Annotated in this window: 14 protein-coding genes and 1 pseudogene; 7 read left to right on the top strand and 8 right to left on the bottom strand. The window is 46.3% G+C overall.

Features of this window, described 5'->3' with window-relative positions:
- Positions 1-48 precede the first annotated feature (48 nt).
- Positions 49-951 carry a bifunctional phosphoglucose/phosphomannose isomerase gene (locus PISL_RS08450; protein ID WP_053240568.1) on the top strand — a complete coding sequence of 301 codons (903 nt, stop codon included), beginning with the start codon at positions 49-51 and terminating at the stop codon, positions 949-951.
- A complete protein-coding gene (locus tag PISL_RS08445) occupies positions 948-1,526 on the top strand; it encodes an A24 family peptidase (protein WP_011763371.1) in 579 nt (192 codons plus the stop codon). Before PISL_RS08450 ends, PISL_RS08445 begins: the two co-directional genes overlap by 4 nt.
- On the opposite strand, the gene upp is transcribed toward PISL_RS08445, so the two are convergent.
- The 4 genes from upp to PISL_RS11415 form a co-directional block, all read right to left on the bottom strand.
- A complete protein-coding gene (gene upp, locus PISL_RS08440) occupies positions 1,518-2,153 on the bottom strand; it encodes a uracil phosphoribosyltransferase (RefSeq protein WP_011763370.1) in 636 nt (211 codons plus the stop codon). The genes PISL_RS08445 and upp overlap by 9 nt on opposite strands.
- A 4-nt stretch (positions 2,154-2,157) precedes the next feature.
- The gene (locus tag PISL_RS08435; protein WP_011763369.1) at positions 2,158-4,623 is read right to left on the bottom strand and encodes a M1 family metallopeptidase; all 2,466 of its coding nucleotides are present in this window, start codon (positions 4,621-4,623) and stop codon (positions 2,158-2,160) included.
- A gap of 61 nt (positions 4,624-4,684) precedes the next feature.
- Positions 4,685-4,843, bottom strand: a complete 159-nt coding sequence (locus PISL_RS11420) for a hypothetical protein (RefSeq protein WP_245218374.1) — start codon at positions 4,841-4,843, stop codon at positions 4,685-4,687.
- A 180-nt stretch (positions 4,844-5,023) separates the two neighbouring features.
- Positions 5,024-5,605: a helix-turn-helix domain-containing protein gene (locus PISL_RS11415; RefSeq protein WP_053240466.1), complete on the bottom strand. Its 582-nt coding sequence runs from the start codon at positions 5,603-5,605 to the stop codon at positions 5,024-5,026.
- Between the two features lie 142 nt (positions 5,606-5,747).
- On the opposite strand from PISL_RS11415, the gene PISL_RS08425 reads away from it, so the two are divergent.
- Positions 5,748-6,365, top strand: a complete 618-nt coding sequence (locus PISL_RS08425) for a helix-turn-helix domain-containing protein (protein ID WP_011763367.1) — start codon at positions 5,748-5,750, stop codon at positions 6,363-6,365.
- A gap of 14 nt (positions 6,366-6,379) precedes the next feature.
- Here PISL_RS08425 and PISL_RS08420 read toward each other — a convergent pair whose 3' ends face one another.
- Positions 6,380-6,850, bottom strand: coding sequence for an Lrp/AsnC family transcriptional regulator (locus PISL_RS08420; RefSeq protein ID WP_011763366.1), 471 nt, complete (start codon positions 6,848-6,850; stop codon positions 6,380-6,382).
- 289 nt (positions 6,851-7,139) lie between these two features.
- Between PISL_RS08420 and PISL_RS08415 the strand changes: the two genes are divergently transcribed.
- Entirely contained in the window at positions 7,140-8,477 is a 1,338-nt protein-coding gene (locus PISL_RS08415) for a hypothetical protein (RefSeq protein WP_011763365.1), read from the top strand.
- Here PISL_RS08415 and PISL_RS08410 read toward each other — a convergent pair.
- The 3 genes and pseudogenes from PISL_RS08410 to PISL_RS11045 all read right to left on the bottom strand — a co-directional run bounded on the left by PISL_RS08410 (position 8,425) and on the right by PISL_RS11045 (position 10,245).
- A pseudogene (locus tag PISL_RS08410) lies at positions 8,425-9,099 on the bottom strand (SDR family NAD(P)-dependent oxidoreductase). The gene PISL_RS08415 and the pseudogene PISL_RS08410 overlap by 53 nt on opposite strands.
- Positions 9,096-9,638, bottom strand: coding sequence for a GTP cyclohydrolase I (gene folE / locus PISL_RS08405; RefSeq protein WP_053240567.1), 543 nt, complete (start codon positions 9,636-9,638; stop codon positions 9,096-9,098). Before folE ends, PISL_RS08410 begins: the two are co-directional and overlap by 4 nt.
- Positions 9,639-9,966: 328 nt before the next feature.
- A complete protein-coding gene (locus PISL_RS11045; protein WP_167827679.1) occupies positions 9,967-10,245 on the bottom strand; it encodes a hypothetical protein in 279 nt (92 codons plus the stop codon).
- Positions 10,246-10,482: 237 nt separating this feature from the next.
- On the opposite strand from PISL_RS11045, the gene PISL_RS08395 reads away from it, so the two are divergent.
- Genes PISL_RS08395 through nuoI form a run of 3 tightly spaced genes read left to right on the top strand, consistent with a single transcriptional unit; the run spans position 10,483 to position 13,229 of the window.
- On the top strand, positions 10,483-11,691 hold the full coding sequence (locus PISL_RS08395) for an NADH-quinone oxidoreductase subunit D (RefSeq protein WP_011763361.1): 1,209 nt from the start codon (positions 10,483-10,485) through the stop codon (positions 11,689-11,691).
- Positions 11,692-11,721: 30 nt separating this feature from the next.
- Positions 11,722-12,753: an NADH-quinone oxidoreductase subunit NuoH gene (gene nuoH / locus PISL_RS08390; protein WP_053240465.1), complete on the top strand. Its 1,032-nt coding sequence runs from the start codon at positions 11,722-11,724 to the stop codon at positions 12,751-12,753.
- On the top strand, positions 12,750-13,229 hold the full coding sequence (nuoI, locus tag PISL_RS08385; protein WP_011763359.1) for an NADH-quinone oxidoreductase subunit NuoI: 480 nt from the start codon (positions 12,750-12,752) through the stop codon (positions 13,227-13,229). Before nuoH ends, nuoI begins: the two co-directional genes overlap by 4 nt.
- Positions 13,230-13,282 lie beyond the last annotated feature (53 nt).

The following is a 13,282-nucleotide window of genomic DNA, read 5'->3' as shown; positions in this document are numbered from 1 at the left end:
TTATACTTTTTGTATATTTTAAAAGCCGTCTCAATGAGTAATGTGAACATGTTGGAAGACTACCTAAGCTGGGAACGCTATATAATAAAGAATGTCAACATACCGCTTAGTTACCGTATAGAAGGAGTGGAAATATCGATAGAGCCGACGCCTAGGCTTTATATTAGCGGTATGGGCGGCTCTGGCGTAGTGGGGGATCTTATTAGAGATCTTTCCATAGTGTGGAATTGGGATTTTGAAGTGATACCTGTAAAAGACTACTTTTTAAGGGCTAGAGACGGTTTGTTAATTGCTGTGTCTTACTCTGGGAACACCGTAGAAACTCTATATACTGTAGAATATGCAAAAAAGAAGAGAATTCCGGCTATAGCCATAACCACGGGCGGCAGACTTGCGCAAGCCGGTATTCCAACAGTAATAGTGCCAAAGGCCTCTGCGCCACGCGCCGCGCTTCCACAGCTATTTACAGCGGCTCTCCACGTAATACGTCACATCTATGGTATAAATATTGAAATTCCTGACTTCTTAGAGCCAATAAACGAGGGCCTTGTCCAAAGCTTGATTGTAGAGTTTCAAAAAAGACCGACTATTGTAGCGCCTGAGAGCATGAGGGGCGTGGCGTACCGCGTAAAAAACGAATTTAATGAAAATAGCAAGATAGAGCCCTCTGTAGAGATCCTCCCAGAGGCTCACCATAATTGGATTGAGGGAGCTGAACGGCCCGTGGTGGCATTGACAAGTCCCCATATACCGCCAGAACACCGTGAGCGGGTAAAAGCGACGTTAGAAATCCTCGGCGGGGTACAATACACAGTGGAGATGCACCCAAGAGGTATACTCTCTTTCCTTAGGGAAGTTGGTATAGCGTCAGTTAAACTTGCGGAAACCAAAGGGGTGAATCCCCTGGCAACTCCGCGGATCGACGCCTTAAAGAGGAGACTCCAGCGATGATAGGCGAGGTAGCTCTCGGCATTTTGCTGACGATTGCGGCAATACAAGACCTCAAGACCAGGGAGATAGATCCGCGGATCTTCATAGCGTCAGCGGCTCCTGCCGCCATGTTGATATACCTAAACTGGGGGAGCCCGCTCTACCTCTTCTCGCTTGCTATAGGCGCCGCATTGGCTCTGTCTATGAGACTGTTGGGGGCCGGATACGCCGACTCTATAGCGCTAGCGCTTATTAGCGCCGCGCCACCTGTACTCTTTTTGCCAACTCCGTTTGTGGTAGTTATAGCCGGATCCCTCTTGCTACCTCTAACTATGTTATGGCTGTACTTAAAAAACCGTAAGAGACCGTGTCAAATGTCGGCCTTGGAAAAAATAACTCATGTCTGTGTGTCACGTCAAGAGTTTTTAAAAAATCCGCTTAAATATATAGTGGGAGAGGTAAAAGATATGGAGAAATACAATCCTACGGCTATTAAAACCGAAAAGGAGTGGATTAAGGCGAGATACGGCCTGCCCTACCTAGCGTATTTGGCCGTGGGATACTGGGCATATATCACAATACGGACACTAAGTTGAGAAGGCACGATCGCCGGCGTCGCCCAGACCGGGCACTATAAAAGCTTTATCGTTAAGTGTGGGATCTATAGCTACTACAAAGATCTCTGTCTCCGGATATTTAGATAAAACACGCTCAATACCCACAGGCGTGGCAATTACAGAGACTACAATGAGTCTTCCAGGTTGTCCCACTCTATAAACCTCCTCTATTGCTCTAGTCATCGTAATGCCTGTGGCTAACATAGGGTCTGCTACTATGACTATGTCTTCCCTTTCGACGGTTGGAATTTTTGAGTAGAAAACCTCCACGTCTACTACACCCCCCTCCTCCTTCCTTCTTGCAGCTATCACGCCTAGACGTGCTTGTGGAAAAGCCTTTAATAGACCTTCGACAAAGGGCATGGCAGCGCGGAGAATTTGTACAATTATAACTTTGTCAAGACCCAGTATTTCAATACCCACAGCCTTGCCTAAAGGAGTCTCTACCTCTACCTCTCTAGTCGGGAAATACCTTACAAGCTCATACCCTACGATACGTCCTAGTCTTACAAGTCCCTTTCTAAAGTCAATACCTTTTGTATTTCTGTTTCTTAATTGAGTAAGGAGATACTGGGCGTAAACATGATCGATGATTTTTACAGGCATAGGATCAATGTTTGCCTATTCGGTCAAGTAGTTTTCTATATTCGTCACGTAGTTTTTCTACCTCTTCTCTCAACTTCTGGTACTCAGCCCCCCTCTCCATAGCCCTCTTGATTTTCTCAATAACCTCCCTAGCCACACGTCTAATTCTACCGTCTACATCTCTTTCCATGCGCTCCTGTAAATCCGGTATGAGACGCTGATCTAATAACTCAAGTGCTGCCGTTACTGCTGCATATCTAACTCTAAAGTTTTCATCGCGGAGAGCGGCTCTGATGGTTTCTAGGACTTCTCTACGTGGGCCAAACTTAGCTAGAGATTGTACAGCAGTTACTCTAACATAAGTGGGCATGTCTAGTTCAGTATGACGCAATACTATTTTTAAAGCATCGTCTGTCCCTAGCTCTGCAAGCCCTTCCAAAGCTCCCCTCTTAATCACGTCTAGGTGGCTTGTATATTCCAAGGCTCTTTTTAAACTATGCTCGGCAAACTCCCACTTAATCTTGCCGAGTGCTCTCGCCGCCTCTGCTCTCACATAATAACTTTCGTTTTGGTTATGCAGTATTTTGTCTAGAAATTCTGCTGCTTCTTTCCGTCTTGAGGAGCCTAGGGCTTCGACTATAGCTCGTCTAACTCTTGGATGAGAAACTATGTGATAACTCTCTATTAGTTTAGTAACTGCATAAGCTGTTCCAATTTCCCCAAGGGCCTTGGCGGCTTCTGTAGCCACGCCCCAGAATTTATCTTGTAACGCCCTGGCTAAGGCATCAACAGCTTTTACACTCCCATTTTTCTTAAGTACCTCTACAGCCTGGATACGGCAGTAGAAATCTTCGTCGTCAAGCATAGCAATTGCAGACTCCAGAGGATACTGAAGATCTAGCGCTTTCATTACTTTAAAAGCGGGGTCTATACATATATACCTTGGCTTGCCTCCAGATATGTGTAAAGTTGCCTCTTTTTCATCCAGCATAATTTCTCTAGTTTCTCTCTTTCCGTCTTCATACACTATCTTAATCTCGAGGGGGAGAGTGTAAACCGGGTAGCTGTCCTCGCCTTGCGTTTGTTTAATTTGTAGTTTTATAACGCCGTCTGAATAGTTCCACGAGATTTTTAACACGGGGTGACCAGCCGAGTAGAAAAACTGCCTCCAGAACCACTCCAGATCTCTCCCCGCCGCCTCCTCTAGAGCCTTCCGGAGATCCTCTATATCCACAGCCCTATACCTATTCCGTTCCAGAAATACCTTCAGCCCCCTCCTAAAGACGTCGTCGCCGAGGAGACTCCTCAGCATGTGGAGGACGACAGACCCCTTCTCGTAGGCATGTCTATCGAAGACCTCGTCAGGGATCTTATAGACGTTGGTAACAATAGGCCTCGAATAGCGGCGGGAGTACTCGCCCAGATACGTCTTGAAGTTTGTATAAATCTCGTAGAGGTACTCCTCCCGGCCCTTGGACCTCTCGGTCCACAACGCCTCTATGAAGGTCGCGAAGGACTCGTTTATCGCTATGTGCCCCCAGTCTTTTGCCGTGACTAAATCGCCAAACCACATGTGAGCCATCTCGTGGGCAACCAGCGGATCGGAGGAGAAGTCCTCCTGGCCGGGGCAGGGGAACTCGCCGTAGGGACAGTGGGCGTGTTTGTCGTGTATAGTCCAGTCCGTAAGTATGGTAAATGTCGTGTTTTCCATCCCTCCGTATATGAACTCTGGCACCACTACCTGGGCATATCGCTCGTAGGGGTAGGGAACGCCGAGATATTCCGAAAAGAACCGCATTATGTCACAAGTGTTGTAGAAGCTATAGCGCCACTCGCCGCCTATGTACCTCGGGATGTAGTACTCCAGCAAAACCTCGCCGCACTTCTCGCTATATATCTCGAAGTCGCCGGCGGCTATGGCCAAGAGATATGGAGACATGGGGTGTCTCATCTCCCAGACGTAGGTCCGGCTGTCCTCCCCCTCCTTGATCTCCACCAACAGCCCATTGCTTCCCGCGACGAGGGGCTTAGGCACCGTCACCGCCACAGTCCACGGGAACTTTATGTTGGGGGAATCCGGTAGCGGAACCCAGTAGCGGTTGTACTCGCTCTCCCCCTGGGTCCACACGTAGACGCTTCTCCTTTGGCCATGGGGGGTGACGAAGTACATCCCAGCCCGAGGCCTAGCTCTGTATTTTACCGCTACTTCAACAACCTCGCCGGCTTTCCACTGCGGCCTGATCTCTATCTTTTCTCCGTCGTAATAAAATTCGTGGCTTACGTCTAGTAAATCGATTTCAACAGCATCTAGTAAAACCTTTGCAGAATCTTTTTTCGCCTTTACTCTATATTTAACTAAGCCCTCTACAGCTCTTTGTTCAATATTTATTGTAATATTGAGGTACATTTTAAGAATATCAAACTCGTAAAATGGCGGAAATCTTGGCATATACTCTGGAAATGCAAAATCTCTACCAATAAGATACTTCATTGTAGGGGTTGCGACATTCCATGTTAAAAATATTTGCCCAGTGGTTTATGACCCCCTCCCCTTAGGCGGGGTTTCCACTGTGGGGGTCTCGGCCGTTTCCCCTCTCCGGGGTTAATCCGTTCGACGTGGGATAGTAGGCTTCTATCCTCCTCGGCGTTGGCGTCTTGTGGCCGAGCTTCGCGGCTATGTTTCTCGCGGCGTTTACGTCGGCGTTTAGCACGATGTTGAACTTCTTGCAGAGGCCGCGGTGGACTCCGCCGTTCTCGTGGATTTAGCCGCTTTATCTAGGTGTGGTCGTATACCCCCTGGGGTTGCTGGCGGGCGACCAGACGCCGACCTCTATGGTGAGGTATGCGAACCACCTCCCCGCTTGTATATGACCTCTAGGCGGCCCTGCCTTCTAGACCACTTTATCACCCCGGCGTATCCTCATGCCGAAGTCCTTAAGGGCTATGTACCCTTCTCCGTCGTTGATAGGCTCCACGTAGTACCGGTCGCTCCTGACGATAAGGCGTTTCACCCTCTTGCCGAACAGGCGGTCCTTCCAGTAGCCGGGAGGAGAGACCTTCTTCATGTGCGGCGGCAGCTCCCCGGCCTTCAGCTTGGCCAGGAGGGCGAAGAAACTCCGCCAAGCCTCGTCGTTCTTGTTGAGGATCTGCTGGAGGGCGGCGGGCGCGAGGAGACGGTTGTACTTGTTGTATATTTCGTTATACGTGCCCCTTAGGTCTACGCCCTGCTTCGCGAAGAACTGCCGTCTCCTCAGGTAGTTCACTTCGTTCCAGGCCTTAGCCGCGGCGTCTGCCAACCTGTGTAGCTTCCTCTCCTGCGCAGTCGTGGGGAGGAGCCTCAGGCGGACAGCCCGCACGGGAGGCATCTGGGCGGGGCGTCCCCCCGCCAGGGCCATCCCACGCTTGGATTTGCCCCCCGCACGGCGCCCGCCCCTCCCTCTCCTCTCTTCCGCTGTCTTCACTAGCTCAGCCATGAAAAAATATAGATAAGCTTAAATCCATCCCCGCCCTGAAGGGCGAGGCTTGCTGTTTGCAAAGTCAAACCACTGTTGGGAACCGTTGCGTTAAAACCGTAAAACTTTAATTCAAGGATATAGCGTTGCTTAAGCTGGGGTTATGTTTGCTACCGAGTTAAAGACCAAGATGGCGTACCAAATCGCATGGCTACTCTATATGCTAGGCGTTAGGAATTATAAAAAACTCCCTCCGTTAAAAGAGCTCTATGCAAAGGCCATGGCAAACAAGTGGTGTAGTAAAAAAGATAGAAAGTTTTGTGAAATAGCATTTATGAAGCTATATAATTATGATATAGCCAGATATCTAAACTATGGAGATGTCACTCTCATTCTTACACTAGCGCTTTACGACATAGATCGCGGAGATTATAATTTGTCTACTCTTAGAGATTATGTAGAGAGAGGCGTTTTACCTGCCGAAATCGCTATTCTAACAGACAGAGTTGAAGTAGAGAGTTTAATACCTATCGTTGCTGGCATCTTGAAGACTCTTGGAGATACCACTCCGGAGTTATTGGCGTCTGTATGGCAAATAGTAGCGGCTATGGAGAAGCGAGGCTACGTCATGAGAGACGGCGACAGATACATCTTAACAGAGGATGGCAAAGCCATAGCACGTGACATAGCTCTTCCACAGGAAGTTATGAAGTTGAAAGAGTTGAAATATGTCACGCCTACGTTCTTTACAATACTTAACGCACCGACAGAGTATTTTTAAAAAAAGTTTTGAAACTACTCCTTGATTGCGCCTATAGATATTAATGTCTTAGTCTCTTTTACACCCTCCATATTGTTTATAGAATCTAGCACTTTGTCTAACACAGTCTCCTGCGTGATGATTGCCAAGTCGTAATCGCCCGCAAGTCTCATAGCCTTTTCTATCGGAAGCTTCTTTGCGGCATCATATACCTTCTCTCTATATTTTGGCTCTATTTTTACAAGTATAATTACGTCATTAGACTGACCTTTGAGCAACTTAACCGCCTTCTCAGTGATATCTACAAACTCTCTACCAGTTCGCACAAGTCCAAGTTCTTTAAGCCGTTTTAGATGTATTGCCAGGGCTTGCCGCGTCATGCCAAGTTCTCTAGCTATCTCATCTTGGTCGCCATATACTGTATAAACCCTCATTGGTTGCGCCCTCTGAAGCAAGTGATTTAGTAACTGATACTGTCTATCTGTTAATTTCACCTCCTCAGTCATAGTAACTGAGCAAATTAGAGATATTTAAATGTATCGCTAAATTGAAAGCATAGACATCCTGTATTTTTTTAGTTAAGACTAGTGATGCAAATTGTGAAGTGTAAAACGGCATGACCTAGATCTCTGTATATATAAAAACCTTTCTTTAACCATTATGGCGATAAAAGCTAAAGTGAATAAATACATATATCGGAGTAGGCAGTTTGAACATAGATCTTTTGGCAGACAATTCACAGAGATGTACATCGTCTCTAGATCAAGTTTTTAACCTCCAAGAAACTTTTGTTCAGTGCACGCAAGCTCTATACTTTACGTTGCTAACTTTCGAGTTCTCATCTTTGTATTTACAGAAAGTCTATTTGTTTTATTAGCTTCTATACTAGCTCTAGGAGCTATAGTAGAAATACGAGATAGTCTAGGGTTCCCCGTAGTAAATGCCACAGTGTGTTACCTAGATTATTGCACTTTGACAAATTCCTCAGGTGTAGCAAAGGTGCCGCAGGGACTACCTATTGAGATCTACATAGGAGACTTACTTGTCTGGAAGACCTACGCCACTGGTTACGACCTTGTAACTATTAGATATATACACTACTTAGACATATTGCCGATAAACACAAGCGGCTTTATAGTCATAAAAATGGCTAAGCTTAGAAATGGGACATATGCAGATATAAAAATTCCATATGCCGAAAATAAATTAACACATCCTTTGCCCGTGGGAAATATAAACTATCCAGTAGAAGTATATATAACGGATATAGGTGGTGTAGAATTGCCAAACGCATCTATAGTCAAGAGAACCGTATGGGATTTAAGCATAGATCTAGAATCTATTGGTTTAGTCGCACGTTGTAGAATTTCTGCAAAACCTCCGGCAACTCGTATTTTAATATATCAGGGAAACCGCACCTTGACCTCGGGCATAGTTAATGTTACAGTTTTTCTAACAAAGGGGGCGACATACCTAGGCGTAGTGGAGACTCAGGTTATACTGCCGAACGGGACGGCGTATAAGGCTAAGTTCCACCCGGGAGACTACTGCGGCCGTATAATTACAATAAACGCCACTAGACTAGTAGTACGCGCTATAGATTCGTTTGGCGTATTGAGAACAGACTGGACGATATATATCGCCGGCCGGGCTTTTAAAGGCCAGGCAGAGCTGTGGGTTTTGCCGCATGTAGTATACAGCGTGGCTGTAGACGCTGGCTTTACAAAGAAAAACGTCACCTTAGTGGCGTCTCACCCCTCCGAGACTTATATAATAGTCGTTGAAAACGCCTACATACTCTTTAATTATCAACAGGCTGTTGATAGAGTATATATAGTGGGAAACTATACGCTGGTGGCACAAATGCCGCGACGGGCGGAACTACCCCCAGGCACTTATAAAATATATACAGAGGTAGGCGGCAGAAACGTCACATATGCCATAACACTGAGGCCCGGAGAAATAGCCCATCTTACCATAGGCCTAACAAAGCCGCAGACGCAGCAGGAGAAGACTCCGACACTGTACATGTTCATTGGCGTAGTCTTCCTTATGGTAGTAATTGCCCTCCTAGTCGTACTTAAAGAGACTCGCCGCCGTCTACCACAAGGACGTGGCCAGTCACATAGCTAGAGGCCGGCGATAGTAGCCAATAGATCGCCTCAGCCGCCTCCTCTGGGCGTCCCAGTCTCTTTAGTAAAGTCCTTAACTTGAACTTTTCAAATTCCTCTGATGTAACTCAACTTGTCCACTTAGTCTCAATGGGGCCGAAGGCCACGGCGTTTACCCTAATTGGCGCTAGAGTCTTTGCAAGGCTTCTAGCAAGCGCTATGACAGCTCCTTTGGCTACTGCATATGGAATACCATATCTATCGCCGAGGAGTCCCGGAGTCGACGACACCAATACTATAGACGCTGTGGGCTTAAGTGCTGGGAGAAAAGCCTTAACGACGTTGAAGCTACCAACAACATCAACTCTAAAAACCTCGAGAAAATCCTCGCCAGTCAGCACCTTCACTCCTTTTGTCCATAAAGAAGCCTCTCCATGGCCGTGTACAACAGCCACGCCGTCTACCTCTCTCACATCGGCAGCTGCCTTCTCTAGACAAGCGATGTTGAGCACGTCGCAACTATAGTGCACATTAGCCTCAGAGTTGCCTCTAGAAATGCCAACTACGTAATCACCACGGCGTTTGGCTAGCTTGACAAGGGCGTCTCCTATGCCTCCGCTCGCTCCTGTGACAACTATTTTCATTTACACAGCGGCGGCCTTCTACATCTTAGTTTCACATCGATATCCCCCCTCTTTGCTACAGTAACCATGTTGTGATGTTCGTCGCGAACTCCTCTGATAAACGAACACATATGCACGCCACATACCCTCACCGCGACCGCTCTTGCTTTGAGTTTTTCCATTAACAGATCGGCAAGCCACTGGGTGAACCTCTCTTGCATTATAGGTCTCGCGGCAGCCCACTTGACTAACCTAATCACCTTGCTAAGCCCTGGCACGCCATCTCCGGGAACATAGGCGACTGAGACGCTGAGGAATATGGGAAGCAGATGATGTTCGCAGAGAGAGACTGCGCTTATGTTTTCAATCACAACAGGCCCCGGCTCTGCATCGTATTCCATTGGAAAAAACACGACCTCAGGAGGCGGCTCCCTTAAGCCTCTAGTCAGTTCCCATAACGCTTTTACAAACCTCTTAGGCGTCTCGACAACGCCCGGCCTTGTGACATCCTCCCCTAGATGTTCTAGAAGTATCTTAACGCCCTCCTCCGGCTTTAACATCTTTTTTTCCAAAGTCACATAGACGCCCCGAATTGCCAATATAAAGATGATAACTCGATTGTGTAGACTAGGCTATTTCCGGCATCCACATATCACTTGTTCTTGCCATTTAAAGCATTTTTAAATAAAGATGCTAAAAATATTAAATAGAGGTCTCTCTATAGGCGATAACAGAACTTGACCCCACTCCACCTTGCCCAGGGCCCTTTGCGATCTTACTGCGGTTCTCACAGCGTGTAACAGAAAGAGTGGCGGAAAAAGCAAAGCTGCGGCAGTCCAAAGCCCTTAGTAGAACAACTCCACAGCCCATAGTTTTATGTTGCCTATCTTAGCCGCTGTCGCCTATCTGATAAAGAATTCCCAAGCATCCCCGCCGGTTCCACAGACGCCAGATGGGGTAAAACTTTGACATCGTCTGCCACTGCGGTAATAGCCATATCATCAACTGGACAACTCTTGAGGCCTCTGTGGCCTCTTTCCTTTTCTCAGCAGGTATAGACATAGCCCCACCATACATAAATCTAGTTTGCTTCCACACTATCCAATCAAAGCCGCCAAGTATAAACACATATAGATCCGTCTCAATATCCTCTAAAGCTGTCGTCAATGTCCCCGCTTTGTCACTATATTTAAGGCCTAAGTCCAACCCTGGTAGCTTTTTCTACGTTTCTCTAGGTTGTCTCTCTTGTTGGAAGTATTAGTACTGAACGACAACTAGCCGCTGGGCTGGGTTTTATCAAGATTTCAGAGATCAAATGTATAAGATCGTAAAGAGCTACCGCTACTATAAGGAGAAACATCTATGGATATTCATAGATAAATACTTCAGAAATACAAAACCCTAATGATTAAGTCAGAGGAGTACGGACTTATTTTAAAAGAAGAGAAGTTAGAAGGCGGCCGCCGCATTTTAGATATTTTCTGGGGTCCGCAACACCCCTCTTCGGGACATACCAGGTTTATAGTAGAGGTTGACGGAGATATAGTTGTAAACGTCACGCCTGACCCAGGCTATGTTCATCGCACTATGGAGAAGCTGGGCGAGACAAGACATTGGATACAGAACATCCCCCTATTTGAAAGACTTTCATTACCAGATGCAATAAATGTAACGTGGGCGTATGCAATTGCAATAGAGAAGTTGACTAAATATGACGTATCGCCCAGGGCGCAATATCTCCGGGTTATAATGGGGGAGTTAAGCCGTATCTCAACACATCTATACGACCTGGGTATTCACTCTATTATGATAGGGTCTTCCACCGGGTTTATGTGGTGTTTCGGTCTCCGCGAGCTGTTGGTACAGCTGTGGGCTATGGTGACGGGCTCTAGGACAACGCCAACTTGGGTACTGCCTGGCGGCGTGAGAACAGCTCCTCCAGACGCCTTTTATGAACAGACAAAGGGCTTTCTTAACTATTTAGAGAAGAAATTAGATGAGTTTATTAGACTTGTTATTAAGAACCCTGTCGGCTACTATAGGCTTAAAGACGTCGGCTACTTAAGCAAAGAAGATGCGGCAAAGCTCATGGCCACTGGGCCGGGCGCCAGAGGCTCTGGCATTGAATGGGATGCCCGTAAGACGTATAGATACGGGCTTTATGACGAATTCGAATGGGAGGTTTGCGTAGAGGACGGAGGAGATTCGCTTGCTAGGACTTTAGTAAGAATCTGTGAGATAAAACAAAGTGCAAGAATAATAAGACAAGCCATAGACAGGACTCCAAGAGATGGGCCACTGGTAGGAGAGTCTCTTTTACATAGAATACCGCCGAAACAAAGAGAAAAAGCAAATGAATATATCAGGTTAGGGGCGCTGTTTACTACAATGCTTCCACAAGGCGAGGGAGTTGGGATAACAGAGGGTGGCCGCGGCCGTTACTTTTTCCACGTCTTTGGCGATGGGACAGAAAAGCCATATAGAGTTAGGATATCTACACCATCTTGGCAAAACCTTCGCCCAATGATAAAGGCTTTTATTGGCGCACGGCTTATGGATCTTCCAGCAATATACGGCTCTTTTGGATACTTTCCGCCGGAGCAAGACAGGTAATGAATTAATATGTCAGGTTTAAACATAATTATGGACCTCTGGAATCTCCTTCTCTCACAGCGTCTTTGGTTCTTTATAATTATGTTTATTGCATCTAGTGTTATATTACTTACTGTAGTTTGGTTTGAGCGTAAGGCTGCGGCGAGGGTACAGATGCGTGTGGGTCCTTACCACGTCTCGCCTTGGCTCGGCGGCTATCTCCAGCTACTTGCAGATGCGTTTAAATTCATAATAAGTGAGCCGATTATACCCAAAGGGGCGCATAAGATTCTCTTCGTCTGGGGACCTGCCATTTTTATAACTCTCGCATTTGGCGCATCTCTTCTCCTTCCGTTAACTCCAGAGTTAAGACTGATTAAAGACGTCAACCTACTCCCATATGGCTTAGTGTTTTCTTTGGTGATTCTTCTCCTAGTATCGATCTCTGTTGTAATCATAGGCTGGTCTGTGAATAATAAATTTGCGTATATTGGAGCAGTACGCGAGGCGCTTTTAGTAACGGCGTATGAAATTCCGCTGATACTCTCTTTTCTCGCTATGGCAATTTTATATGGGACGTTAAACCCCATAGAGATAGTAAATAAACAGTCTTTGCTTGTAGGCGCTATACTTAATCCACTAGCGTTTTTGGTATTTATTATAGCTACCGCTATGGCCACGGCCCGCTTCCCCTTTGAAATAGCAGATTATGAAGGAGACGTAGCCACAGGTCCCTATAGCGACTACGGCGGCATATTTCTGGTTCTTTCTTTTGCAGGCGGAACCTATTATGCCACCTTCTCCTTCTCTTTTTTCGCCACGCTCTTATTCCTTGGCGGATGGGCTCTTCCTAGCTATGTCGTAGGTCCCTGGCCACAAGATTTGTTAGGCCACCTAGTGTTAGCAGTATGGGTCTTTCTAAAAGTTACAATATTGATGTTTTTATTCGCATTTCTAAGAGCCGCAATGCCCGTACTTAGGCTTGATCACACGCTTATACTTGGTTGGAGAGGTCTCCTAATACTTGGATTTATAGCTGTAGTATGGTCAATAATACTAAGGATTTTAGGGGTGGTTCCATGAGTAGTGGAAAGCTCTCGTATAGTGCTATTATAAAGGCGACAATCGACGCCATTTCTATAGCGGCAAGAAACTTTGTAAAACCAGAGCGTATAACTATTTACTATCCATATGAGAAACTCGAATACGGGAGGGCAAGGGGGTGGATAGGGCTGTTAGTTGAGAAATGTACCTCTTGTATGATGTGCGCCCGTATATGTCCTGCAAATGCCATAAAGATGTATGTTGCGCCAAACGGTAAGCGTTATCCAGGCATAGACTACGGTCGTTGTATTATGTGTCACTTCTGTATCGACGTGTGTCCAACAGAAGCATTATTTCCAACAGACATAAAAGAACTGACGTGGTATGACTCAAAAGAGATGTTATACACACCAGAAATGGAGAGAGAACCGCCGAAAATACACCAGCTACACAAACCTATAAAAGTTGCTATAAAATACGCCGGCGGAATTCCCAAGAAGGTTAAATTAGCGTGACTTATATTTAGATAGGTATATGAAGTTAAGGTAACTTATGTATAAGTAACAAC

The sequence above is a fragment of the Pyrobaculum islandicum DSM 4184 genome (assembly GCF_000015205.1).
GTDB lineage: Archaea > Thermoproteota > Thermoprotei > Thermoproteales > Thermoproteaceae > Pyrobaculum > Pyrobaculum islandicum.
Note: the sequence above shows the minus strand (reverse complement) of the source record. Positions and strands in the feature narration are given on the sequence as shown.